This window comes from Streptomyces caniferus, from assembly GCF_009811555.1.
Taxonomy (GTDB): Bacteria; Actinomycetota; Actinomycetes; order Streptomycetales; family Streptomycetaceae; genus Streptomyces; species Streptomyces caniferus.
In genome coordinates, this window is record NZ_BLIN01000001.1 from 446,842 (window position 1) to 472,048 (window position 25,207).

General features: G+C 71.7%; 17 protein-coding genes and 6 pseudogenes. 9 read left to right on the plus strand and 14 right to left on the minus strand.

The window, feature by feature from the left end:
• Positions 1-322: 322 nt before the first annotated feature.
• Positions 323-553 (plus strand): DUF7455 domain-containing protein, encoded by a 231-nt coding sequence (locus tag Scani_RS01770; RefSeq protein WP_006602664.1) that lies wholly within the window; start codon positions 323-325, stop codon positions 551-553.
• 122 nt (positions 554-675) lie between these two features.
• On the opposite strand, the gene Scani_RS01775 is transcribed toward Scani_RS01770, so the two are convergent.
• The 6 genes from Scani_RS01775 to Scani_RS01800 all read right to left on the minus strand — a co-directional run bounded on the left by Scani_RS01775 (position 676) and on the right by Scani_RS01800 (position 10,168).
• Positions 676-1,485 carry a serine protease gene (locus Scani_RS01775; protein WP_159469281.1) on the minus strand — a complete coding sequence of 270 codons (810 nt, stop codon included), beginning with the start codon at positions 1,483-1,485 and terminating at the stop codon, positions 676-678.
• A 136-nt stretch (positions 1,486-1,621) separates the two neighbouring features.
• Positions 1,622-3,175 (minus strand): RNA polymerase sigma factor, encoded by a 1,554-nt coding sequence (locus tag Scani_RS01780; RefSeq protein ID WP_281391854.1) that lies wholly within the window; start codon positions 3,173-3,175, stop codon positions 1,622-1,624.
• 403 nt (positions 3,176-3,578) lie between these two features.
• Positions 3,579-4,580 carry a FadR/GntR family transcriptional regulator gene (locus Scani_RS01785; RefSeq protein ID WP_159469285.1) on the minus strand — a complete coding sequence of 334 codons (1,002 nt, stop codon included), beginning with the start codon at positions 4,578-4,580 and terminating at the stop codon, positions 3,579-3,581.
• Positions 4,581-5,494: 914 nt separating this feature from the next.
• Complete coding sequence (locus Scani_RS01790; RefSeq protein WP_174872592.1) at positions 5,495-6,259, minus strand: NUDIX hydrolase; 765 nt, start codon at positions 6,257-6,259, stop codon at positions 5,495-5,497.
• Between the two features lie 49 nt (positions 6,260-6,308).
• Positions 6,309-8,309: a glycogen debranching N-terminal domain-containing protein gene (locus tag Scani_RS01795; RefSeq protein ID WP_159469397.1), complete on the minus strand. Its 2,001-nt coding sequence runs from the start codon at positions 8,307-8,309 to the stop codon at positions 6,309-6,311.
• Positions 8,310-8,524: 215 nt separating this feature from the next.
• Complete coding sequence (locus tag Scani_RS01800; protein WP_159469289.1) at positions 8,525-10,168, minus strand: DUF4192 domain-containing protein; 1,644 nt, start codon at positions 10,166-10,168, stop codon at positions 8,525-8,527.
• A 125-nt stretch (positions 10,169-10,293) separates the two neighbouring features.
• Between Scani_RS01800 and Scani_RS01805 the strand changes: the two genes are divergently transcribed.
• Both Scani_RS01805 and Scani_RS01810 read left to right on the plus strand, forming a co-directional pair.
• Positions 10,294-12,459: a RecQ family ATP-dependent DNA helicase gene (locus Scani_RS01805; RefSeq protein WP_159469291.1), complete on the plus strand. Its 2,166-nt coding sequence runs from the start codon at positions 10,294-10,296 to the stop codon at positions 12,457-12,459.
• Positions 12,460-12,676: 217 nt separating this feature from the next.
• Positions 12,677-13,390 (plus strand): hypothetical protein, encoded by a 714-nt coding sequence (locus Scani_RS01810; RefSeq protein WP_159469294.1) that lies wholly within the window; start codon positions 12,677-12,679, stop codon positions 13,388-13,390.
• A gap of 241 nt (positions 13,391-13,631) precedes the next feature.
• Here the strand turns inward: Scani_RS01810 and Scani_RS01815 are convergent, their stop codons facing one another.
• From Scani_RS01815 to Scani_RS01830, 4 genes are all read right to left on the minus strand, one after another.
• Positions 13,632-14,279, minus strand: a complete 648-nt coding sequence (locus Scani_RS01815) for a hypothetical protein (protein ID WP_159469296.1) — start codon at positions 14,277-14,279, stop codon at positions 13,632-13,634.
• A gap of 66 nt (positions 14,280-14,345) precedes the next feature.
• Positions 14,346-15,047 (minus strand): ribonuclease HII, encoded by a 702-nt coding sequence (gene rnhB / locus Scani_RS01820; protein ID WP_159469298.1) that lies wholly within the window; start codon positions 15,045-15,047, stop codon positions 14,346-14,348.
• Positions 15,048-15,399: 352 nt separating this feature from the next.
• Complete coding sequence (locus tag Scani_RS01825; RefSeq protein WP_159469300.1) at positions 15,400-16,308, minus strand: ADP-ribosylglycohydrolase family protein; 909 nt, start codon at positions 16,306-16,308, stop codon at positions 15,400-15,402.
• Positions 16,309-16,319: 11 nt separating this feature from the next.
• Positions 16,320-16,979 carry a histidine phosphatase family protein gene (locus Scani_RS01830; protein ID WP_159469302.1) on the minus strand — a complete coding sequence of 220 codons (660 nt, stop codon included), beginning with the start codon at positions 16,977-16,979 and terminating at the stop codon, positions 16,320-16,322.
• Between the two features lie 247 nt (positions 16,980-17,226).
• Here Scani_RS01830 and Scani_RS01835 point away from each other — a divergent pair, with 247 nt between their 5' ends.
• The gene (locus tag Scani_RS01835; protein ID WP_246295428.1) at positions 17,227-17,982 is read left to right on the plus strand and encodes a TetR/AcrR family transcriptional regulator; all 756 of its coding nucleotides are present in this window, start codon (positions 17,227-17,229) and stop codon (positions 17,980-17,982) included.
• Positions 17,983-17,991: 9 nt separating this feature from the next.
• On the opposite strand, the gene Scani_RS01840 is transcribed toward Scani_RS01835, so the two are convergent.
• Positions 17,992-18,597 carry a YdbC family protein gene (locus tag Scani_RS01840; protein WP_159469304.1) on the minus strand — a complete coding sequence of 202 codons (606 nt, stop codon included), beginning with the start codon at positions 18,595-18,597 and terminating at the stop codon, positions 17,992-17,994.
• A gap of 69 nt (positions 18,598-18,666) precedes the next feature.
• Positions 18,667-20,078, minus strand: a pseudogene (locus Scani_RS01845) (amidase).
• A gap of 142 nt (positions 20,079-20,220) precedes the next feature.
• Here Scani_RS01845 and Scani_RS01850 point away from each other — a divergent pair.
• Both Scani_RS01850 and Scani_RS01855 read left to right on the plus strand, forming a co-directional pair.
• Entirely contained in the window at positions 20,221-20,808 is a 588-nt protein-coding gene (locus Scani_RS01850) for a TetR/AcrR family transcriptional regulator (protein ID WP_159469306.1), read from the plus strand.
• A 240-nt stretch (positions 20,809-21,048) separates the two neighbouring features.
• Positions 21,049-21,438, plus strand: a pseudogene (locus Scani_RS01855) (TerD family protein); the annotation flags it as partial.
• Positions 21,439-21,651: 213 nt separating this feature from the next.
• On the opposite strand, the pseudogene Scani_RS01860 reads toward Scani_RS01855, so the two are convergent.
• Positions 21,652-22,172 (minus strand): annotated as a pseudogene (locus tag Scani_RS01860) (TerD family protein).
• Between the two features lie 208 nt (positions 22,173-22,380).
• A pseudogene (locus Scani_RS01865) lies at positions 22,381-22,969 on the minus strand (TetR/AcrR family transcriptional regulator).
• 164 nt (positions 22,970-23,133) lie between these two features.
• Between Scani_RS01865 and Scani_RS01870 the strand changes: the two are divergent.
• The 3 genes and pseudogenes from Scani_RS01870 to Scani_RS01875 all read left to right on the plus strand — a co-directional run bounded on the left by Scani_RS01870 (position 23,134) and on the right by Scani_RS01875 (position 25,200).
• A pseudogene (locus Scani_RS01870) lies at positions 23,134-24,063 on the plus strand (amidase).
• A 139-nt stretch (positions 24,064-24,202) separates the two neighbouring features.
• Positions 24,203-24,526: an amidase family protein gene (locus tag Scani_RS40575; protein ID WP_246295429.1), complete on the plus strand. Its 324-nt coding sequence runs from the start codon at positions 24,203-24,205 to the stop codon at positions 24,524-24,526.
• Between the two features lie 69 nt (positions 24,527-24,595).
• Positions 24,596-25,200: pseudogene (locus Scani_RS01875) on the plus strand (YdbC family protein).
• The last annotated feature ends 7 nt before the right edge of the window (positions 25,201-25,207 follow it).

Here is a 25,207-nt window from a genome sequence, read left to right on the forward strand (position 1 = left end):
CCATGGTAGTAGAATTTCGCTCGTACGTTCGATCCCTCGAAGGGGTGACGTCCGAGTGACGTGCACATCACGTTCCCTTCGAGGCATGAACCATTTAGGCTCCGGGCACGTCCTCATCAACAACCGGCAAGCCAGCCGGGAGGACAGATAGAACAACCAACGTGAAACAGACCACCACGCAATACGGCTCATTCGCCGCCACCCGGCAGCACCCGGCCCCCTCCGAGAATTTTTTCGAGGAAAAGGCACGAGCGGGAACGTTTTCGGCCTGGTTGGATGTTGACCCTGGTACGACAGCTCGTCGAGCTAGAGAAGAGGCGACGTGACTACTGTTCTGACACCCGCGAGCCCGCTGACGGCCGCTGACCGCTGCGACCGCTGCGGCGCCCAGGCATACCTGCGCGTCGTCCTGATGTCCGGCGGAGAACTGCTCTTCTGCGCCCACCATGGTCGCAAGTTCGAGCCAGAACTCAAGAAGATCGCCGCGGAAATACAGGACGAGACGGAGCGGCTGACCGCTTCTCCGGCGTCCGCGTCCGAAGAGGAACGCTGACACTTCGCATCCACGACGAGCGAGCAGCGGCCCAGCGCCGTATCGCGGGCGGTTCCCCGACACCACCGGGGACACCGCCCGCACTCGTGCGATCACGCGCCCCTGTCGGCTCCCCGCGCCGCTCAGCCGGCCCCATGTGCGGCCACCGCCGGGAGGAGCGCCGAGGCGCGCGTATAGACGCCGGGACTGCCCGGCTGACCGCAGCCGGTCCCCCATGACACCAGGCCCACCAGCCGTCCCCGCACGACCAGGGGCCCACCGCTGTCCCCCTGGCAGGCGTCGCGGCCGCCGGCCGGCTCCCCCGCACACAGCATCGTCTGAGGCTTGTACGTACCGTCGGCACTGCCCGGGTACGCCCGCGCGCAGACCGCATCGGGCAGCACATTGACGTGCGCCGCGCGCAGTCGCGACGCGTAGCTGCCTCCGCCCGTGGTGTCTCCCCAGCCGTAGACCGTGGCCGCGTTGCCGGCCCGGTAGGCGCTGTCCTGCCGTCCCGCCATCGGGATGGGCCGGTTCGGCACCGGCTTGTCCAGTGTGAGGACGGCCATATCGCCATCGTTCGTGTAGCTGTTGTAGCGCGGGTTGACCCACACCTTCGCGGGCTTCAGCTCCTGGCCACCGCCACCGCTGAGCTTGTCGCGCCCGACGACGATCCGCAGGTCCCGCACTTCCCGCCAGGGGACGCCCAGCACCTCCTTGCTCAGGCAGTGCGCCGCCGTCACCACCGTCGAGTGCCCGACGAGCACACCGCCGCAGAACTGCCCGGAGCGCTGGACCCCGAAGCGCTCGTGGGAGGCCAGCGCCACCGCCCAGGGGCTGTGTACCAGCGGTGCAGGCTTTCCGCCGATCACCGACTCGTCGGCAGCCGCCGGCGCCGGCAAGGTGAGGGCCAGCGCGAGGGCCCCGAGGGCGGCATATGCGGTCGGGCGCATTCGGACTCCTGACTCTGGGACAGTGCGCGCACACCCAGAGTGACCCAAACGGCGGCCCGGCGCACCCCGAACGCGCACGAGCCCGGCCCCTCCAGCTAGGAGAGACCGGGCTCGTGGCGCTCTTGGAGCGGTTGGACTAGTCGAGGTAGTCGCGCAGCACCTGCGAGCGCGACGGGTGACGCAGCTTCGACATCGTCTTCGACTCGATCTGACGGATCCGCTCACGCGTGACGCCGTAGACCTTGCCGATCTCGTCCAGCGTCTTGGGCTGGCCGTCGGTGAGGCCGAAGCGCATGGACACGACGCCGGCCTCGCGCTCGGAGAGGGTGTCCAGCACCGAGTGCAGCTGCTCCTGCAGAAGCGTGAAGCTGACCGCGTCGGCCGGGACGACCGCCTCGGAGTCCTCGATGAGGTCACCGAACTCGCTGTCGCCGTCCTCGCCCAGCGGGGTGTGCAGCGAGATCGGCTCGCGGCCGTACTTCTGGACCTCGATGACCTTTTCGGGGGTCATGTCGAGTTCCTTGGCCAGCTCCTCCGGGGTGGGCTCGCGGCCCAGGTCCTGGAGCATCTGGCGCTGGACGCGCGCGAGCTTGTTGATGACCTCGACCATGTGGACGGGGATACGGATCGTACGGGCCTGGTCGGCCATGGCGCGGGTGATGGCCTGGCGGATCCACCACGTGGCGTAGGTCGAGAACTTGTAGCCCTTGGTGTAGTCGAACTTCTCGACCGCACGGATCAGACCGAGGTTGCCCTCCTGGATCAGGTCCAGGAAGAGCATGCCGCGGCCCGTGTACCGCTTGGCCAGGGAGACGACCAGACGGAGGTTGGCCTCCAAGAGGTGGTTCTTGGCCCGGCGGCCGTCCTCCGCGATGATCTCCAGCTCACGCTTGAGCTTCGGCGCGAGCTTGTCGGAGTTCGCCAGCTTGTCCTCGGCGAACAGACCCGCCTCGATGCGCTTGGCGAGCTCCACTTCCTGCTCGGCGTTGAGGAGCGGGACCTTGCCGATCTGCTTGAGGTAGTCCTTGACCGGGTCGGCGGTGGCGCCGGCCGCGGCGACCTGCTGCGCAGGCGCGTCGTCCTCGTCGTCGTCGGACAGGACGAAGCCGGCGTTCTCCGCGCCCTCGGCGGCCTCGGGGGCGTCGCCCTTGCCGGGCGCCGGGGTCTCCTCGGCCACCTCGTCGTCGAGGAGCTCGTCGACGTCCTTCTTGGACGCAGTCTTCTTTGCGGTGGCCTTCTTGGCCGTGGCCTTCTTGGCGACCGTCTTCTTGGCTGTGGCCTTCTTCGCCGCGGCCTTCTTTGCAGGCGCGGACTCGGACTCATCGGCCGACGGGTCCGCCACGGGGGCGGTGGCCGCGGCGGCGGTGGTCTTCTTGACCGTGGCGGCCTTGGCCGCGACGGTCTTGGTGGCGGTGCGCTTCGCCGGACTCTTCGCTGCGACGCTCTTGCGGGTGCGCTTGGGCGCCTCTGCGGCACTGACCATCAGCGTCACACCCTCCTCGTCGAGGATCTGGTTGAGGCTGCGCAGAACGTTCTTCCACTGGGTTGGCGGAATCTGGTCAGCCTCGAAGGCCCGACGCACGTCATCGCCGGCGATCTGCCCATCTGCCTTTCCCCGCTCGATGAGCGCCATCACAGACTCGGACTCGGCGATCTCCGGCGGGAGCGTACGGGATGTGCTGGCCGACACGAACAACCTCTCGGAACGATGGAAACGGCTTCCGACCCCGTCCACTGTGGATCGGAGCCGACGACCGCCGGTGGGGATGGACCGACGGCGCAGGGGCAACCGGGGAGTTGAACAGCGTCACGAACGCCGCTCGTATTCCCTCCTCGGCTATCACCTCTTAAGTCATCGCGCTTCCCGGAAGAGCGTTACGCCCAATCTGCGTGGCCCGAGTCACACCCCATAACGACCCATTCCCAGTCATATGACATGCAACCCTCCCAAGACCTTCCGCCGGATCCGGTCGGCGACCCGGATCCGGCGATATTTCTGCGCCGCGCCGCGTACGGCGTGCCCTGCCCTGAGGGGTGCGCAGGGCACGGGGCCGCGCGGCGCCTACGGTCCGTACACGGTCGGGTGCGGACCTTCAGTGCTCGCGGGGCGCGGGGACGACGTGGTCCACGGGCGTCCCGGAGCCCTGGCCGCCGACCTCACCATGGGCGGCGAGGAGCTGGCGCATGGCGGACTCGGCTGCCGTGGCGTCGCCGGAGCCGATGGCGTCGACGACCCGCATGTGCTGGCCCACGGAGTTCTCGACCGGCCGCTCGCAGCCGCCGCCGGGGCCGCCGGAGACGTGCAGCGCGGCGGAGACGATGCCCGAGAGGTGTTCGAGCATGCGGTTGCCGGCGAGCTGCAGCAGCAGCGAGTGGAACTCGGCGTCGGCGCGGGAGAAGGTCATGGTGTCGCCCTGGGCCGCGGAGTGACCCATGATCTCGACCATGTCGGCCAGCCGCTGCTGGATGTCCTCACGGCCGTGGCCGGCGGCGAGCCGGGCGGCGAGGGGCTCGATCGTCCAGCGCAGCTCGCAGAGCTCACGGCGCTGGTCGTCGCGCTGGGGCCCGTAGGCCCGCCACTCGATGATGTCGGGGTCGAGGAGGTTCCAGTCGCTGACCGGACGCACTCGGGTGCCCACGTTCGGGCGAGCGCTGACGAGGCCCTTGGCCTCGAGCACTCGCAGCGACTCGCGGACGACGGTGCGGGAGACCTCGAAGCGCTGGCCGATCTCCTCGGGGACGAGCGGGCGGTCGGCACCGAGATCCCCGGAGACGATCATCTGGCCGAGCTGCTGGACGAGTTGGCCGTGCAGGCCGCGGCCGCGGCTGCCGGCCGCGCGACGGCCGACCCGGCCGATGTCGGCCTCGGGGCCGTCCCAGACCTGCGGAACGCGCTCGGCACGTTCACGGCCGGCTGCGTTGTTGGCGTTCGCGGCGTTGGCGGCGTTCGCGTAGGGGTAGCGGTCAAGCTCGCCCGGGCCTGCGAGGCCGGTGTCGCCGGGGCGAGCCGCGGTCATCATGGTGTGCGCAAGGGTACTCACGCATCTTTTGTCGGCGACACCCTGAACACCCTTGAGGTCTTTGGTGAAAAGCACACGAAAGGGTGATCGCCCCCCATCCCCGAATTGACGCTTTATCGGAAAGAAATGCGCTCTCCATGGCGAGTTGTGGACAGCAGCCGCAACAACAGGGCGCCAAAATATACGCCTTACTCGATCAGCGGAAGAAGCCGCACAGCGTCGCGGTCGCATACCCGCAGACCAGACGGGTTGACGGCAACATCACTGCGTCGCCTACGGGTTGGCGCGCCGACGACATCATGAACAGGCGCGTCTTGGTCGATTGCGAACGGGTACTTGACGCGACCGACGGACGGCAGATCACACCGTCGGCGAGGCACAGGAACAGTACTCGTCAGCAATCCCGTTGAAGCAGAACGGGAATGCGCCGACGGCCAATAGACCCCTCTGAACGCGCTGATGCGGCGCCCCCGTCCAACTGGTAGCAGGCCCAGGGCATTCGATAAGGACAACGACTGGGCCCCTCCGGAACTCGCGCCAAAGGCGGGAGGAGGTGCACAGAGAGGACCGGGACGCCTGGCGGGGCAGAGGAGGCAAGAGTAGTCGTCGGCCCGGCAGACGGCTGCGGGCCGGATCGCTTCGGCTCGGGCGGACAATCACAGGCCGGACAGACAGCTGCTGCCCGGGCCGGACGGACGCTAGCGCGGTGGCGCCACGGGCGAGTGGGGCCGCAGGACCGGGGGCACCGACCGTGGACGACTGCGGGCCTCGGATGCCGGCGGTTCCAGCCGCGGACGACCCGGCGGCGCGGGGCGTCGCACCCCTGGCGGGGCGTGAGGCCGGTCGGGAGCTGCACGGGTTTCGAAGGGACTCACCCAGCTACCGTACCGCGATATGTCTTATTTTCTCGCAATTGCGCAATCTTGATGGTTCGTCGTGTCACTGCGGTGAACTTCAGCCCCGCAGCGTCGGCAACTTCAACCGCGGGCTCAGACCTCGGGGCGCAGCATCGGCGGGTTGAGCAGCGTCGCCCCACCGGCTCGGAAAAGCTGTGCGGGGCGACCGCCCTGACGCGTCGTCGTGCCGCCGGTGGGCACCAGGAAGCCTGGGGTGCCGGTGACCTTGCGGTGGAAGTTCCGGGGGTCCAGGGCGACGCCCCAGACCGCCTCGTACACCCGGCGCAGCTCGCCCACGGTGAACTCCGGCGGGCAGAAAGCAGTGGCGAGCGAGGAGTACTCGATCTTCGAGCGGGCGCGCTCCACTCCGTCGGCGAGGATCCGGGCGTGATCGAAGGCCAGCGGGGCCGCCAGCTCGCCCTCCCGGGCCAGGGAGTCGTCCTGCTCCAGGAGGGTCTCCACGGGTGCCCAGCGCGCACTGTGGGCGTCGCCACCGGGCGTCGGCGCGGGCAGGTCGGGGGCGAGTACCAGGTGGGCGACGCTGACGACCCGCATCCGGGGGTCCCGCTTGGGATCGCCGTACGTGGCGAGCTGTTCGAGGTGCGCGCCGTACACGGGGGACGAGCCCGCCGGGGACTGCGCGTGCAGACCGGTCTCCTCGGCGAGCTCCCGGCCGGCCGCGGCCTCGAGGTCCTCGTCGGCCCGGACGAATCCACCGGGCAGGGCCCAGCGACCCTGGAACGGCGGCTCACCGCGGCGCACGGCCAGCGCGCACAGGGCGTGGCGCCGCACGGTGAGCACGACCAGGTCGACAGTAACGGCGAAGGGCGGGAAGGCCGACGGGTCGTAGGGAGGCATGAGCGTGATCATAGTCGTCCCCTTGACGATAAACAGGCCCCGGAGTGCCTCACGAACCCAGTTGCAGACCCTCCGCCGCCGTCTCCACCATCCCCATGCCGAGCCTGCTGATTCGTACGTCGAACGGCTGCTCCGCGACACAGAGGCCGGTGAGCTGCATCGCGCCGAGCGGGGCGGTGCCGAGCGGCCGCACGGACACCGTTCCGGCGGGAACGTCGGGACGCAGGCCCGCGAGGGCGACGAGTATGTGCACCGCGCCGCCCGCCGCCACGGCCGCGGGGCGGCAGGCCGCCGGATGCGGTACGGGGACGCCGCCGGCGGTGCGCTGCTCGCCCGCGTACATCTCCGGGAGGCGGTACCCGAAGCTGTCCGCGGCGTCGAGAACGCCCCTGGTCAGGCTGTCGGCTGCCTGCGGGTGGCCGGCCGCGGCCAGGCCGGCGGCGGCGACCGCGGTCTCGTGTACGCGGACCGCGCCGCTGCGGTGGCCGAAGGGGTTGTAGCCGCTCTCCTTACTGCTCAGCCCGCGCAGGCCCCACCCGGAGTCCATGGCCGGACCGGCCAGCAGCCCGGCCAGCTGGTCGGTCTGTGCCGCGTCCAGCAGGCCGGGGGCCAGGATCCCGCCGCCGAGCAGTCCGGTGTCCAGGAGGTGGGCGGTGGTGGAGCCGAGGTGCGGGACGGGTCGGCCGTCTGCGGTGAGCTGCGCGGCGGGGCGGCCGCCGGCCGGGTCCTCCAGCCAGAAGTCCCTGCGGAACCGGGTACGCAGGTCGGCCGCCCAGTCCCGCAGCGCCGCCGCGCCGGATGAGCCGAAGGCATCGAGGAGGTCGGCGCCCAGGAGAGCGGCGCGATGGGCATGGGCCTGGGTCTCGCAGCGGTACGGTCCGCCCGGCACCGGATCGGGGACGTATCCGCCGCGGGCCCCTTCCGGCGGATCGGTGACCCTCCTCAGCCACGTCAGGCAGCGCTGCGCGGCGGGCAGCAGCCGCTCCGTCTCCTGCTGGGGCAGGCCCCAGCGGCGGGCCTCCGCAAGAACGGCGGGGAACAGAAGGGTTGCCTCGATTCCGGTGCAGCTCGGCGGTGAGTGCGGCCCGGAGTCCCGCAGAGCGCCGGGAATTCGGCCGAAATCTGCCCCTGGCACGGCTTGTTGGCTACGCGCGAGCGCGCGCAGCGTGCCCGCGGCGAGCTTTGTGCCCAGGGGCAGCAGCATCCGGGCGGTCCACAGCGCCTCGACGGGTGCGAGTCCGCAACGCCAAGGGAAACCGCCGGCGACATACATGTCCGCAGTGGCGACCGGATCCCGCAGCACCAGGCCGTGGAGGTCGTCGAGGCTGCTCGCCAGGAGGGCGTCGGCCCGACGGTCGTCGCACTCCAGCCGCGCCGCCGTCCAGGGACGCGGTGGCCGGTCGTTGCGTGTCCGCGGGGCGGCAGCTCCGGTCCGCGGGGCGGGGATGCGGGCGTCCAGGGGACGGCGGCACCCCGAGGGGCTGCCCGGTCCACCCGGCTCGTATTCCAGTGCGGTGCGCAGCTCGATGGTGCGGTGGCCGCCGGGCGGCAGCTCGAGTTCCCAGCGCAGCAGCCCCGCCGAGGCCAGCGCGTCCTCGGGCGAGGGCGTCGCGGTCACCACCGCGTGCACGCCGGACCCGGACCAGCGGAGCCCGGCGCCGTGGACGGTGGCCCGCAGGTCGGAGCCCGGGAGGCCGACGGCGATGGCTCCCAGCTCCGCGAGGTCCGTGCCCAGCCAGATCTCGACCGCCAACGGGACGGGCCTCGTGGCGCTGCTGTGGAACGTGATCTGCTCGGTGCCGTCGGCGGATCGCAGCCGTTGCACGTGGATCTCCGGGTCGGGCCCCCGCTCTCCGGCCCTGCGGATCGTCCCGATGAACCGGGCCCGGTCCGCGCCGGTCAACCGGCCCTGGACGACGAGCGGTTCGTCGCCCGCGACCCGCAGTTCGCAGCGGGCCAGGACCCGTAGGCCGTCGCGGTAGAAGCCTTCCATGCCGTGGCCGGTCAGCTGCCCCGACGCCGGGGAGACGGCTAATGCCGGGAGGGCCACACAGACCAGCGAGGAGTGGACGGGTTGGGGTTGCGGGGCCCGGGGCGGCGCCGGGCGCCGCTCTCCGGGCAGCCGGCGGGCCGGCTGAGTAGTGGTGACGATGCCTGGCACGTTCTGCGCTCCCTGATGAGGTCGGGGCTCCGTACGGGCTGCTCCAATTAGGTGAACGGCCCGGCCGGCGCCCAGGTCACGCCGGCCGGGCAGCGACGGCACGGTCACCGTCGGCTCCGGTCGCCGTCCCGGCCGGCCCGACGCCTGCCACGCCCATCGGTCGTACGGGTACCGGGGCCCGTGCCACCGCGCGGTCCGCGGGGGCGCGCGGCCGGTGCGGGGCGGCTCGGCCCGGGGCGCTTCGTGGGCTGCGGCGTCTTCGTGGCCGCAGGGGCGGCGGGCTCGGCTTCGCTCACTGCCTCGCGGTGCTGCTCGCGCAGGCAGCGGCGCAGCGGCTCCGGGTCGAGTCCTTCGTTGATGGCGCGGTGCAGCAGCTGGGCGAAGGTGTAGTCGGGGTCGATGGCCAGGGCGCGGCTGAGGGCGACGCGCGCCGAGGGTCCGTCCTCGGTGGACCAGCTGACCCAGCCGGCGAGGGTGAGCGGTGCCACCGCGTGTTCGGCGTAGCCGCCGGCGCAGCGGCGGGCGAGGGCGCGCCAGAGCCGCAGGGCCGGCGCGGCGGCGGAGCCGTCCATCCACTCCGCCGCCCGGTCACGGGTGACCCGGTCCTGGAGGCCGAGGATGAGGTCGGCGGCTTCGGCATCGGTGATCAGCGCGTCGTCGCAGGCGTCCCTGGCCCGGTTGCTGCCCGAGGGGGTGTCCTGACGGAACCGGTGGATCATGGCGCCGGCCAGGTCGAGGGTGTCCCGGCGGACCGCCACCGCGGCCTCCCCCCGGAGCATGCGCGGAACCAGCGCACCGGCGGCCGCGTCCAGCGCCTTCTCCTGTTCGGCGGCTCGCGGTCCGGTCCGGATCGCGAGCCTGGCCTCCATCTCCTTGAGGGAGCCGCGCACCTGCATTCCCGCGTAGGCGGCTGCCGCGGCCATCACGGACGTGCCCGGCATGGCCATGGGGGTGCCCTCCGCGGGACAGCACCGGAAGTCGGGGCAGCAGTAGGACCAGAAGCGGCCGTTGGAGAGGCAGAGGGCTTCGAGGACCGGTACGTCGAGCGCGCCGCAGGCCGTGCGAAGGCGCTGGGCGAGCGGGCGGAGCCGGTCCTTCACGTCCTTGCCGCTCTCGCCCGCCGCCGGCTCCTGGCAGAGGTAGACGATGATCGCCGCGGGGCGGGCATCACGCTCCTGACCTGCGGAGATCAGGCACTCGGCAAGCTGGTCGGCGACATCCGGCCACTGGGCGGTGTCGGTCGGGATACCGAGCCTGACCCGGCCGCCGAAGCGTCCCCGCTCGCCGTTCAGCGCGACCATCACGACGCTGTCGTCCGGATAGAAGCCCATGAGGTACGGCAGGGCGTCGGCGAGCTCGGCGGGGCCGCGCAGGGTGACCTGGGCCTCGGGTGACGGGGCCTTGGTGGCATCGGAAGAGGCAGAGGAGTGGGAGGGGTGGGACGGGGGCGGTGCCGTGGAAGCGGTGAGGTTCGACGGGGCCAGGGGGACGGTGGGGTCGGAGGGGATGGAAGTGTTGCTGAACTCGGCGGGGCCGGGCGGGCTGGACGTTTCGGTGGCGTCGGTCGGGTCGGCGGCTGCCGTGGGGCCGGAGGTTGCGGATGCGCTGGGCGGGTCGGCGGGGACCGATGGCTTCGGCGCGTGGGGAGTGCGAGACGTATGCGAGGGGTTCTCGGCGGCGGGGTTCGCGGCCGAGGGGGTCGAGTGGATGTCGCCGGTGTGCTTGCTCGGTTCGCTGTGCGGATTCATGGCTCGAAGATCCCGCGGCCGGCCGCTGCGCCGCGACCCCTGTGGATAACTCTCGGGCGACGCAGTTATCCACAGCTTCGGGCGGGCATTCGCGCGTTGTCAGTGGCATCGGGTTGCATGGGGGCATGAGCAACGAAGATCTGCGTGCCGCAGCCGATGCCGTCCTGACCCGCCTCGTCGGGGATCCCGGCGGCGAGGCCAGGCTGCGCGAGGATCAGTGGCGGGCGATCGAGGCGCTGGTCGCCGACCACCGCCGCGCGCTGGTCGTACAGCGCACGGGCTGGGGCAAGTCCGCGGTCTATTTCGTCGCGACGGCGCTGCTGCGTGAGCGCGGCAGCGGACCGACCGTGATCGTCTCCCCGCTGCTCGCGCTGATGCGCAATCAGGTCGAGGCCGCCGCGCGGGCCGGGATCCGCGCCCGCACGATCAACTCCGCCAACACCGAGGAGTGGGACACCGTCCAGGCCGAGGTGGCGGCCGGCGAGGTGGACGTCCTGCTGGTCAGCCCCGAGCGCCTCAACAACCCGGACTTCCGCGACCAGGTGCTGCCCAAGCTCGCGGCGGCGACCGGTCTGCTGGTGGTCGACGAAGCGCACTGCATCTCCGACTGGGGCCATGATTTCCGGCCGGACTACCGACGGCTGCGCACCATGCTCGCCGATCTCCCGCCCGGTGTGCCCGTGCTCGCCACCACGGCCACGGCCAACGCGCGGGTGACCGCCGATGTCGCCGAACAGCTCGGCACGGGCGGGGGCTCCACCGAGGCACTGGTGCTGCGCGGGCCGCTGGACCGGGAGAGCCTGAGCCTGGGCGTCCTCCCGCTGCCGGACGCCGCGCACCGGCTCGCCTGGCTCGCGGACCATCTGCACGAGCTGCCGGGCTCGGGGATCATCTATACGCTCACCGTTGCCGCAGCCGAGGAGGTCACGGCCTTCCTGCGTCATCGGGGGCACACGGTCTCCTCGTACACCGGCAAGACGGAGAACGCCGACCGCCAGCAGGCCGAGGACGATCTGCTCGCCAATCGCGTCAAGGCGCTGGTGGCGACCTCGGCGCTGGGCATGGGCTTCGACAAGCCCGACCTGGGTTTCGTGGTGCACATGGGTTCGCCGTCGTCCCCCATCGCGTACTACCAGCAGGTGGGCCGGGCCGGCCGTGGGGTCGAGCACGCCGAGGTGCTGTTGCTGCCCGGGCGGGAGGACGAGGCGATCTGGAAGTACTTCGCCTCGCTGGCCTTCCCGCCCGAGGAGCAGGTGCGGCGGACGCTGGACGTCCTGGCGGCCGCCGGCCGGCCGGTGTCCCTGCCGGCCCTGGAGCCGCAGGTCGAACTGCGCCGCTCACGCCTGGAGATCATGCTCAAGGTGCTCGATGTGGACGGCGCCGTACAGCGCGTCAAGGGTGGCTGGACCTCCACCGGCCGCCCGTGGTCGTACGACGCCGAGCGTTATGCGTGGGTGACGCGCCAGCGCGAGGCCGAGCAGCAGGCGATGCGGGAGTACGCCACCACGACGGGCTGCCGCATGGAGTTCCTGCGACGGCAGCTGGACGACGAGGCGGCCGTGGCGTGCGGGCGCTGCGACAACTGTGCCGGGGCGCGGTTCACCACCGAGGTGTCCGCCGCAGCGCTGGAGGGGGCGCGCGGTGAGCTGGGACGGCCCGGGGTGGAAGTGGAGCCGCGGCGGATGTGGCCGACGGGCCTGCCGGCCGTCGGTGTCGACCTCAAGGGGCGTATCCCGGCAGGTGAGCTGGCCGCGACCGGCCGCGCACTGGGCCGGCTCTCCGATATCGGGTGGGGCAACCGGCTGCGCCCGATGCTCGCCCCGCAGGCCCCGGACGGCCCGGTCCCCGACGATGTCGCGGCCGCGGTGGTCACCGTGCTCGCCGACTGGGCCAAGGGCCCCGGTGGTTGGGCCTCGGGGGCGGCGGACGCACCGGCCCGCCCGGTGGGCGTCGTCGCGCTCTCCTCGCGCAGCCGCCCGCAGCTGATCCGGTCGCTGGCCGAGCGGATCGCCGCAGTCGGCCGCATGCCGTTCCTGGGCGCGGTGACCTCGGTGGACGACGGTGCCGACGGCAGGATTCCGCGCAGCAACAGTGCCCAGCGGCTCCGGGCTCTGGACGGTTCGCTGGGCGTACCACCCGAGCTGGCGCAGGCGTTGGAGTCGGCGGGCGGTCCGGTGCTGCTGGTGGACGACTACGCCGATACCGGCTGGACGCTGGCCGTGGCCGCCCGGCTGCTGCGCCGGGCGGGGGCAGCGGAGGTGTTTCCGCTGGTCCTCGCCGTACAGGGCTAGGGGCCGTACGGCACGCGGCGACGGGAAGGAACATTTGCCACTCCCCGGGCGATTCCGGTCACGGGCGGGAATTGCTCGTTGCCGCATGCCTGTACGACCGCGAGAATTGGAGTTGCTTCCCCGTACCGGCCGTCCGTGGTCAGGCAGGGCCATGCCGTGGTGCCCATCCGCGCCAGGCCGCCGCCCGACGTGCGGACGCGTAGACGATGGGAGGAACGTGACCTTCGGCTTCGCCCCGCCCCCGCAGGTGCCCCCGCCCACGTCCGCCGACTCCGCCGCACGACTCGGCCGCATGCTGGAGCCCGCCGAATGGGCCTCGGCCGGCATCCCGTTGCTGCGCAATCCCCGTGAGGTCGTCGCCGGCCTGCACGACCGTCACCGGCCGGTGCCGTCGACGGCCATCGTCGCAGTGCTCGACGTGCAGGAGCGGGTGACGGCCAGCGCCTCGTTCACGGAGCTCACGGCCGCTCCCGACGGCTGGGAGTTCCGCAATGCGCTCCTGGTGCATCTGCGCCGGGTGATCCCGCACGACCTGCGGCTGCGCGCCCCGGTCCGGACCGCCGTGCTGCTCTACTGCCGTGAGGGCGAGCCTTTGTGGACGGAGACGGACGGGGCCTGGATGTGGGGGCTGCGCGACGCCTGCACGCTGCACGGGCTCCGTTGCGGGGCATACATCACGCTGACCCCGGACCGCTGGCAGGTGCTGGGAGAGGGCCGGGGCGGGCGCCGCCCCAAACCGTCCACCGTGGACAAGCCCGTCACGGCAGCACGCCGGACGGGGGCGGAACGGATGGAGACTCGTCGCACGACGGCGGCGCGCCCCGAGGCGCCCCATACGGCCGCGCCTCTGCCCGCCGCACCGAACCGGTCGATGGCGCGGCGCACGGGAGGCGGCGCCCCGGAAGCCCATCGGCACACGGCCGCACGCTGAGCGGACCGGGCGGACGTACGCCCGGCTTCCGGCGGCAGAAGCAGGCACCTCGCCGGGCGTGCCATGACCCACGGCAGACGGCCCGCGCATCCCGGTGGTGGCAGAAGTCAGACGGTCACGACCGGCACACCTCCGCCTCTCCGCCGAAGCCCCCGGCCCGGCGTCCCGACCTCGTCCGGGCCGGAGCGCAAGCGAGCCCGACGGCCTTCGGGGCCGACGGGCTGTTGCGAACCGGAAGCGGTCAGGCGGGTGCTCCGAGAACGGTGTTGATCCGCTGCGGGTCGCCGCAGACGATCAGCAGCGTTCCGGCACGGGCCATCGCCGCGGGCAGCGCCTGCGCGGTGACCTCGTCCGTACCGCCGTTCATGGCGACGACCACGACGGGCCGGCCGGTGGCACGCTCGGCACCGGCGTCCGCGTAGAACACATCGTCCGCGGCGTCGTGTTGGGCCCAGTAGGACGCCTCGCCGAAGGACAGTTCATGCGCGGCCCACGGGTGCGTTTCACCGGTGGTCAGCATCAGGATGTCGCCCGGCGCACGCCCGGAGTCCAGCAGCAGGTCGACGGCCTCGTCGGCGGCGTCGACGGCGCCGGCGGCGGGTGCCGGGATCAGCTGGAGCTGTGCTCCCGCGGCGGCGCCGGGCTGGCCGGCGGGCGGCTGCGGGGAGCTGGTGCGCTGCGCCGGCGGAGCGGCGACAGGACCACGCGGCGGGGCAGCAGGTCCGGGCTTGCCCGGACGGACACTGGACGCGGGGCCACGCGGCGGCGCGGGGCGGGGACCGGGACCAGGAACGGGACGGGGGGTCGGCGCGGTACGGCCGGCGGCCGGAGTTGCGCGGGGACCCGGGACACTCTCGTGAATCTGAGGCTCCTCGGGGATGAGAGGCATAAAGGGATGTCTATCAAACGTAAGTGCGGAACGCGTCATCGGGTACCGAATTGATGTGCGTACCGCTCAGAAATCGAAGCCGAGTTGGCCACCGGCTTCCAGAGCGGCTGCTTCGGGGGTGATGCGCGCCTTCTTCAGATGCCGCCAGCGGGGCAGGGCATCCATGTAGGACCACGACACTCGGTGGTGCGGCGTAGGACCGTACTCCTCCAGGGCAATGCGATGGGTCGGTGAGGGGTAGCCTGCGTTGGCCGCGAAGTCGAAGTCGGCGTAGACCAGGCCCAGTTCGGCCATCATCGCGTCGCGTCGCACCTTGGCGATCACGGACGCGGCGGCGACCGCGATGCAGGACTGGTCGCCCTTGATGACCGTGCGGACTTGCCATGGCGCGCCCAGGTAGTTGTGCTTGCCGTCGAGAATGATCGCGTCCGGCTGAACCGGCAGCGCCTCCAGGGCCCGGACTGCCGCGAGCCGCAGGGCCGCGGTCATGCCCAGTGCGTCGATCTCCTCGGGCGAGGAGTGCCCCAGGGCGTACGACGTGACCCACTCGCCGAGCACTTCGCACAGTTCGGTGCGGCGCTTGGGGGTCAGCAGCTTGGAATCGGTGAGACCGTCGGGCGGCCGGCGCAGACCGGTGATGGCTGCGCAGACGCTGACCGGACCGGCCCAGGCTCCGCGCCCGACCTCGTCGATACCTGCAACGACCTTGGCGCCCGTCGTGGCGCGCAATGATCGCTCGACGGAATGGGTGGGGGGCTCGTACGGCATGGCGCCAGCAAGGTTACGCCTATTCGGCTCAGCCGTCCGCACCGGATCCCCACCTGGTGGGAAACGGTGCGGGCAGCCGCATGAGCAGCATGCGAACGGGACCCGCCGCTTCCGCTACCGATGGGTATGCGGAAGCTGGATCAGGCGAGGCGCGGCCGGCGCCGGAGGCTGCCGTTCCCTCGCCCCGAGCGGAGCCGTGCGGGGTGAAGTAGCCGCCCGAGGCCGGTGGTTGGAGGACGCCCGGAAGACGGCAGCGGACCGCAGCGGACGGATACGGCGGATGGGCGCGACGAACAGGCGCGAGCACGCCGCAGCGGGCGGGATGGGCGCGGAGCGAGGCGGTGGCCGTGCGTCAGTCGGCGAGGGTGGGTGTCCAGGACGGGAGCGGCTCGGTGCCTTCCAGCCATGCCTCAGGAGGGTGGCCGGCGTGCCCGGCGGCGACGATGCCGCCGACGATGGCGCACGTGGTGTCCACATCGCCGCCCGCCTGAGCAGTGGTCCAAAACGCCCGCTCGTAGTTGCCCAGATGCCGGGCCGCGGCCCAGAGCGCGAAGGGCACCGTGTCGTGGGCGCTGGTGCGCCGTCCACAGCCCAGGACGGCGGCGACGGTGCTGGAGTCGGCGTAGTCGAGCATGTCGCGGGCGCGGCGCAGTCCGGCCTGCACGGCGCTGCGCGGGATCAGCTCCAGCACACCGTCCAGCAGCTGTTCGGGGCCGGTGTCACGGGCCGGGTCGGCCACCAGGGCGGCCGCGGCGGCGACGGCCATGGCGCCGACGACGGCCTCACGGTGCTGATGGGTGGTGTAGGCGGAGATCTCCGCCTGGTGGGTGGCCTGCTCGGGGTCGTCGGCGTACCAGGCGCCGAGGGGAGCGATACGCATGGCCGCTCCGTTGCCCCACGAGCCCTGACCGTTGAAGAGTCCCGATGCCAGCTCGCGCCAGTCCCCGCCCTCGCGGATCAGCCGCAGCATCCGATTGACGGCCGGGCCGTAGCCGCGGTCGAAGTCATGGCGGTCGGCGAAGGAGCGGGCGAGCGCGTCCTGATCGATCCGGCCGTGGGCGGTGAGCACGGCCAGGACGGAACAGGCCATCTCGGTGTCGTCGGTCCACTGCCAGGGGGAGGGAGGCAGCTCGCGGCGCTTGAGGGAGGGGTAATGGGCGGGGACGAAGAACTGGGATCCGAGCGCATCACCCACGGAGAGGCCGCGCAGGCTCGCCAGAGCTCGCGCACAGCGGTCTGCGTCACGGTGGTCGGGGGTCATCGCTGTGCACTCTAACCGGTGACGCCATAAGACTCGGGTACACACCAGCGCTCGAAGGGCCGGTCCAGGCTGTAGCGGCCGTCCGGACCGAGCAGCAGGATGCGCCGCTCCGCGTTGTCGGGGTTGGACAGCGACTCGAAGTCGGCCACCGTCCAGTGGAACCACCGCATGCAGAACAGTCTCATGGTGAGACCGTGCGTGACGATGAGGACGTTCGGCGGGTGGTCCGGGTCCTCGAAGCTGCGCCACAGGCTCTCCAGGAACGCCCCGACCCGGTCGTAGACATCGGCCCCGGACTCGCCCTGGGCGAAGCGGTAGAAGAAGTGACCGTAGGCGTCCCGGTAGGCCTTCTGCCGTCGCACGTCGTCGCGGTCCTGCCAGTTCCCCCAGTCCTGCTCGCGCAGCCGGGGCTCCTCGCGCACCCGGACCCTGGCGGGATCGAGGCCGAGTTCGCGGAAGGTCTGGTGGGTTCGGCGGTAGGGCGAGACATAGGCGGAGACCCGTTCCTCGCCGAACATCTCGCGCAGCGGACCGCCGGCTTCCTTCGCCTGCCGCAGCCCGGTCTCGGTGAGGGAGAGCGCATGATCGGGCTCCCGCTCGTACACGGTGTCATCGACATTCCCCGCCGACTCTCCATGGCGGATGAGGACGATGCGTCGGGGCCGAGCCATGCCGCCAGCCTAAATCGCCCGCTTTGTACATGCCGCACGCAGTCAAGGGACCACAGCAGGACGGCGAGCCTCGCCGCGACCCCGGCAAGGCCACGGCGGCACGCGGCGGGCAGCGACCGACCGCGGTGCCGACCGGCATCGCGTAATGAGTTCCGAGCGGACATTCCCCCTCCTCACGCAAATGCAACCCTCGTCGCATTACGATGAGGATGACACGGGCAACGCACTAATGCAACAGGAGTAGCAATTGTCTGACGAGACGGTGCACGAGAACGGGCGCGGGACCGGTGAGACCACGCCCACCCCCGGCACCCGGCGTCCGGGCGGCCGTACCGCCCGTACCCGTGCCGCCGTCCGCGACGCCGTACTGGCCGGGCTCACCGAGCACGGTTATCCGGGCTTGACCGTCGAATACGTCGCGGCCCACTCCGGGGTGCACAAGACGACGCTGTATCGCCGCTGGAAGGACGTGGAGGGCCTGCTGGCGGACGCCCTCGACCTCGCGGGCGAGGACAGCTGGACCCCACCCGACACCGGGTCCCTGGAAGGTGATCTGCGCGCTCTGGCCCGCGAGGTCGTCGTGTCCTTCACCGACCCCGCGGTAGCCGCGTCGGGCTCCGCGATGATCGCCGCCGCCTTCCACTCGGAGCGGGCGGCCGTGGCGCTGCGTGACTACTACGCCGAGCGGTTCGCGCGCTGCGAGGTACTCGTCGAGCGGGCCGTCGAGCGCGGGGAATTGCCGGCGACGCCGGGCTCCGCGCCCGATACCCCGGAAGCCGGCCCGCCACATTCCGCTTCCGGCACCACCGCAGCCGGTGCCATCGACGCCGGCGCACTCGCCCGCGCCGTCTCCGCGCCGCTCTTTTTCCGCCTGTTCATCACCCGGGAGCCGGTGGACGACGCCCTCGCGGACCAGGCCGCGGCGGCCGCACTGGCCGCGGCCCGCGCCGGGGCGTTCACCACCGGGAGTACGGCCGGCACCTCCCCCGGCGCCGCCTCCTGACCACTGTCCTCACACCGTCCACGACGGTTCGAGCTGCACCACATCGCCCGCGATCGCCCTGACATCGGCGGCTATCTGGGCCCGCAGCGCCAGCCGCTCCACCCGTTCGGGCCGGTACTTCCCCCGCTCGGCCGCCGACTGCCACATCGACAGCACCAAGAACTCCTCCCCCGGAGCCCGTCCCAGCATCCCCCGCAGCATTCCCGGCGAACCCGCCATGGCGGGGTTCCAGACCTTCTCCTGCATCAGCATGAAGTGATCCACCCGGTCCTGGCGCACCTGGCAGTGCGCCAGCCGCAGCACATCCACGTCGGCGAACGACGGACGGAAGCCCACCTTCACATCAAACTCGTGCTCGAAGAGCCGCACTTGGGCGTCCTTGAACATGCCGGCCTGGGCGGCCGCCAGCCGGTCGTGGGAGCGCGCCATGAAGGAGTCGTAGAAGGCCCGGCTCTCCCAGAAGGCCACCAGATGCGCCACGCCCGGCCGCCCACGGCTCCACCCCCCGCCCTGCCCTCGGAACCCCGGCTCACCCAGCAGCCCCGCCCATTTCCGCTGCCCCCGCTCGAACCCTCGACGGTCCACAACGGTGAGGCGAATCCACTTGACCAGCACCGCGCCATCGTACGGCCCAGGGGCGAGCCGGGATCACTGCGCGTCACCTTCCGAACGGCCCGAACTTCCTTACGGGCGCGGGTCGATCGGCGCGAGAACACCCAGCCGCCGCTCCACCGCCTCGGCCGCCTCCAGGCACAGGTCCTCCCGGTAGGAGCGCCCGATCAGCTGCACGCCGTACGGGAGCCCCTCCACCACCCCGGTGGGGACGGCCACCGCAGGCACACCGACGAAACTGGTGGCGGTGCAGAGCCGCAGGGCACGCTGTATCCGCTGATGGCTCTCCTCGTCCCGCAGCTCCTCCCCGGGTGCGAACGGCGGATCGGTGAACACGGGCGCCAGGACGAGCGGATACTCCTCCAGGAACACCGCCCAGTCCCGCTGGAGCCCCATCCGCACCCCGGTGAGCCGCAGGTACTCCGCCAGTTCCACGGGGCGGAACGTCGCCATCGCCCGCTCGATATAGCGATGGCCGCCCTCCCCGAGCAGCGGCTTGACCACCGGCCAGGTGGTGGCGAACTCCGTGACCGTCATCCGGCCGTAGGCGTCGAGGGCGTCCTCCAGCCGCGGTACGTCCGCCACCTCGCACACCTCGTAGCCCGCGTCCCGGAGCGCCTCGGCCGCACTCTGCACGGCCCGGCGCACCACGGGGTGCACCCCGTGGCCTCCGGGGTCGGTCACCATCGCCACCTTCAAGGGGCGTCCCAACGGCTCCCCGTAGGGCGGCACCGGAACGGCCCGCGGGTCGCGCGGATCGGCCCCGGCCAGCACCTCGTACGCCAGCCGCAGATCATCGACCGTACGGGCCAGGGGGCCGTCGACCACGAGGACCTGTGCGGCGAGGGACGGGTCGTCGGGCCCGAGGCGGTGATCGGCGGCGAACCGCCCGTAGGTCGGCTTCAGCCCCGCGACGCCACAGAAGGACGCGGGAAGCCGCACCGACCCTCCGGAGTCGTTGCCGAGGCCGAGCGGGGCCATGCCGCTCGCCACGGCCGCGGCGTCGCCGCCACTGCTGCCGCCCGGTGTGACCGCGCGGCTCCAGGGGTTCACGGTGTCCCGAACAGCTCGCTGCGGGTATGGATCCCGGCGAGGATGAGCGTCGGGATGTTGCTGTGCCCGATCGGGATGCCCCCGGCCGCGCGCAGCCGCGACACCGGGGGCGCATCGCAGTGCGCGACAGCGTTCCGGAAGCGCTTCGCGCCGTAGGTCGTCGGCACCCCCTCGATGGCCGTGGTCTCCTTCACGGTGAACGGCACCCCGGCCAGCGGCCCCAGCCGCTCCCCCGCCGCGCGTCCGCGGTCGGTCCGCGCCGCCTCGTCCAGTGCCCGCTCGGCGAGGAGCTGGGTGACGGCGTTGACGGCCGGATTGACCTCGGCGATCCGCGCCAGATGCGCCTCGGCCAGCTCCACCGCCGACACCTCGCCGGTACGCACCGCCGTCGCCTGGGCCCGGGCCGTCATTTTCCACAGCGTGTCGCGCATGTCCCCACCCTCTTGTGCTCCTGGACGGCCCCCACGCGAACCGCTTCAGGCCGTCTTCGCATTTTTCCGATGCGCTTGCATCGGTTCAGTGATCGTAACCTGATTACCGATACGAACGCATCGAAAAAACGGAGTGCGGGGCATGCCCAAGCAGGTCGACCACGAGAGCCGGCGCCGGCAGATCGCCGATGCCGTGTGCCAACTCGCCGACGAGAGCGGGCTGGAGGGCGTCACACTCCGCGACGTGGCGGGCCGCGCGCAGGTGTCCATGGGGGCCGTCCAGCGCTGCTTCGGCACCAAGGAGGAGATGCTGGTCTTCGCGCTCGGCCAGATCGGCGAGCGGGTCGCCACACGGGTGTCGGCCCGGCTCACCGCATCGCCCGCCCAGTCGGCCCGTACAGCGCTGGGGCACGCGGCGACCGAGGTGTCGCTGGTCCACGAGGAGCACCGCGCCGAGGCACGGGTCTGGCTGGCCTTCGTGGCACAGGCCGCGGTCAGTCCGCCGCTGGCCGGAATTCTGCGCACCAACTACGCACACCTGCAGGTGCTGTTCGCGCGGCTGATCGCCGAAGCCTCCGACACCCCCGACCCGGACCGCGCGGCCCGCACCCTCCTCGCCCTGGCCGACGGCCTCACCACCCACGTCCTGATCGGCCACCTCTCCCCCGCCGAGGCGCTGGACGTCCTGGACGGCCAGCTCCGCCGCCTCTGGAACGAGCGGGCGCACTGAGCGGACCCTGCGACCCACAACACCGCGCAGGGCACTTTCAAGCCACCGCAGGCCGAGCCAAACCGTGGGTGACCAGGGCCAGTTCGCCCCGCCCAGGGGCCGCCGGGCGTGGCACGATGGTCAGTCAACGGGAAGTCCCGGGAGGGGTCCGCGTGCCCGCGTGGACCGCGCCGCGTCCCCGGGAGATGACGGGAGGGAAGTCCGGTGAGCACGTTCAACAAAGGGATCGAGAAGGTCGAGGTGACGCTCAAGTGGGATCCCAGCCCCCTCGGGACGCCGGACAATGACCTCGACATCGTCGCGGCGACGTACACGGCCGACGCGCCGCACGGCGATCCGGCCTATCTGGTGCACTTCGACAGCCGCTCGCCCGACGGGACCATCACCCTCAACCGGGACAGCAGGACCGGCCAGGGGTTCGGCTTCGACGAGATCATGACCCTGGAGCTGGACCGGCTGTCCGACACCTACACCCGGGTGATCGTGGGGGTGGGCCATCCAGCAGGGCGAGGGCCGCAAGGTCTTCGGCGACATAGAGAACACGGTCGTACGGATCCGCGAGGCTACACCGACCTGGCCGAGAACGACTTCGGCGAGGTCGCGGGGGCGACCGCGGCGACGGTCGCCGAGTTCGTCCGGGACGAGTCGGGACAGTGGCGCATCCACGCGACGCTCCGGGGGTTCGACACCGACCCGGACGGGTTCGCCCTCCCTGATGGGCCGCTGACCGGGCAGCCGACGGGGAGCGGCACAGGCCACGGAGCAAGAAGAGAGGGGACCGGCCGGCGCCGGTCCCCCCTCTTCTTGCTCCGTGGCCTGTGCCGCTCCCCGTCGGCTGCCCGGTCAGCGGCCCATCAGGGAGGCGAACCCGTCCGGGTCGGTGTCGAACCCCCGGAGCGTCGCGTGGATGCGCCACTGTCCCGACTCGTCCCGGACGAACTCGGCGACCGTCGCCGCGGTCGCCCCCGCGACCTCGCCGAAGTCGTTCTCGGCCAGGTCGGTGTAGCCCTCGCGGATCCGTACGACCGTGTTCTCTATGTCGCCGAAGACCTTGCGGCCCTCGCCCTGCTGGATGGCCACCCCCACGATCACCCGGGTGTAGTGTCGGACAGCCGTCCAGCTCCAGGGTCATGATCTCGTCGAAGCCGAACCCCTGGCCGGTCCTGCTGTCCCGGTTGAGGGTGATGGTCCCGTCGGGCGAGCGGCTGTCGAAGTGCACCAGATAGGCCGGATCGCCGTGCGGCGCGTCGGCCGTGGTACGTCGCCGCGACGATGTCGAGGTCATTGTCCGGCGTCCCGAGGGGGCTGGGATCCCACTTGAGCGTCACCTCGACCTTCTCGATCCCTTTGTTGAACGTGCTCACCGGACTTCCCTCCCGTCATCTCCCGGGGACGCGGCGCGGTCCACGCGGGCACGCGGACCCCTACCCCGGGACTTCCCGTTGACTGACCATCGTGCCACGCCCGGCGGCCCCTGGGCGGGGCGAACTGGCCCTGGGTCACCCACGGTTTGGCTCGGCCTGCGGTGGCTTGAAAGTGCCCTGCGCGTGTGTGGTGGGTCGCAGGGTCCGCTCAGTGCGCCCGCTCGTTCCAGAGGCGGCGGAGCTGGCCGTCCAGGACGTCCAGCGCCTCGGCGGGGGAGAGGTGGCCGATCAGGACGTGGGTGGTGAGGCCGTCGGCCAGGGCGAGGAGGGTGCGGGCCGCGCGGGTCCGGGTCGGGGGTGTCGGAGGCTTCGGCGATCAGCCGCGCGAACAGCACCTGCAGGTGTGCGTAGTTGGTGCGCAGAATTCCGGCCAGCGGCGGACTGACCGCGGCCTGTGCCACGAAGGCCAGCCAGACCCGTGCCTCGGCGCGGTGCTCCTCGTGGACCAGCGACACCTCGGTCGCCGCGTGCCCCAGCGCTGTACGGGCCGACTGGGCGGGCGATGCGGTGAGCCGGGCCGACACCCGTGTGGCGACCCGCTCGCCGATCTGGCCGAGCGCGAAGACCAGCATCTCCTCCTTGGTGCCGAAGCAGCGCTGGACGGCCCCCATGGACACCTGCGCGCGGCCCGCCACGTCGCGGAGTGTGACGCCCTCCAGCCCGCTCTCGTCGGCGAGTTGGCACACGGCATCGGCGATCTGCCGGCGCCGGCTCTCGTGGTCGACCTGCTTGGGCATGCCCCGCACTCCGTTTTTTCGATGCGTTCGTATCGGTAATCAGTTACGATCACTGAACCGATGCAAGCGCATCGGAAAAATGCGAAGACGGCCTGAAGCGGTTCGCGTGGGGGCCGTCCAGGAGCACAAGAGGGTGGGGACCATGCGCGACACGCTGTGGAAAAATGACGGCCCGGGCCCAGGCGACGGCGGTGCGTACCGGCGAGGTGTCGGCGGTGGAGCTGGCCGAGGCGCATCTGGCGCGGATCGCCGAGGTCAATCCGGCCGTCAACGCCGTCACCCAGCTCCTCGCCGAGCGGGCACTGGACGAGGCGGCGCGGACCGACCGCGGACGCGCGGCGGGGGAGCGGCTGGGGCCGCTGGCCGGGGTGCCGTTCACCGTGAAGGAGACCACGGCCATCGAGGGGGTGCCGACGACCTACGGCGCGAAGCGCTTCCGGAACGCTGTCGCGCACTGCGATGCGCCCCCGGTGTCGCGGCTGCGCGCGGCCGGGGGCATCCCGATCGGGCACAGCACATCCCGACGCTCATCCTCGCCGGGATCCATACCCGCAGCGAGCTGTTCGGGGACACCGTGAACCCCTGGAGCCGCGCGGTCACACCGGGCGGCAGGCAGTGGCGGCGACGCCGCGGCCGTGGCGAGCGGCATGGCCCCGCTCGGCCTCGGCAACGACTCCGGAGGGTCGGTGCGGCTTCCCGCGTCCTTCTGTGGCGTCGCGGGGCTGAAGCCGACCTACGGGCGGTTCGCCGCCGATCACCGCCTCGGGCCCGACGACCCGTCCCTCGCCGCACAGGTCCTCGTGGTCGACGGCCCCCTGGCCCGTACGGTCGATGATCTGCGGCTGGCGTACGAGGTGCTGGCCGGGGCCGATCCGCGCGACCCGCGGGCCGTTCCGGTGCCGCCCTACGGGGAGCCGTTGGGACGCCCCTTGAAGGTGGCGATGGTGACCGACCCCGGAGGCCACGGGGTGCACCCCGTGGTGCGCCGGGCCGTGCAGAGTGCGGCCGAGGCGCTCCGGGACGCGGCTACGAGGTGTGGCGAGGGGCGGACGTACCGCGGCTGGAGGACGCCCTCGACGCCTACGGCCGGATGACGGTCACGGAGTTCGCCACCACCTGGCCGGTGGTCAGAGCCGCTGCTCGGGGAGGGCGGCCATCGCTATATCGAGCGGGCGATGGCGACGTTCCGCCCCGTGGAACTGGCGGAGTACCTGCGGCTCACCGGGGGTGCGGATGGGGCTCCAGCGGGACTGGGCGGTGTTCCTGGAGGAGTATCCGCTCGTCCTGGCGCCCGTGTTCACCGATCCGCCGTTCGCACCCGGGGAGGAGCTGCGGGACGAGGAGAGCCATCAGCGGATACAGCGTGCCCTGCGGCTCTGCACCGCCACCAGTTTCGTCGGTGTGCCTGCGGTGGCCGTCCCCACCGGGGTGGTGGAGGGGCTCCCGTACGGCGTGCAGCTGATCGGGCGCTCCTACCGGGAGGACCTGTGCCTGGAGGCGGCCGAGGCGGTGGAGCGGCGGCTGGGTGTTCTCGCGCCGATCGACCCGCGCCCGTAAGGAAGTTCGGGCCGTTCGGAAGGTGACGCGCAGTGATCCCGGCTCGCCCCTGGGCCGTACGATGGCGCGGTGCTGGTCAAGTGGATTCGCCTCACCGTTGTGGACCGTCGAGGGTTCGAGCGGGGGCAGCGGAAATGGGCGGGGCTGCTGGGTGAGCCGGGGTTCCGAGGGCAGGGCGGGGGGTGGAGCCGTGGGCGGCCGGGCGTGGCGCATCTGGTGGCCTTCTGGGAGAGCCGGGCCTTCTACGACTCCTTCATGGCGCGCTCCCACGACCGGCTGGCGGCCGCCCAGGCCGGCATGTTCAAGGACGCCCAAGTGCGGCTCTTCGAGCACGAGTTTGATGTGAAGGTGGGCTTCCGTCCGTCGTTCGCCGACGTGGATGTGCTGCGGCTGGCGCACTGCCAGGTGCGCCAGGACCGGGTGGATCACTTCATGCTGATGCAGGAGAAGGTCTGGAACCCCGCCATGGCGGGTTCGCCGGGAATGCTGCGGGGGATGCTGGGACGGGCTCCGGGGAGGAGTTCTTGGTGCTGTCGATGTGGCAGTCGGCGGCCGAGCGGGGGAAGTACCGGCCCGAACGGGTGGAGCGGCTGGCGCTGCGGGCCCAGATAGCCGCCGATGTCAGGGCGATCGCGGGCGATGTGGTGCAGCTCGAACCGTCGTGGACGGTGTGAGGACAGT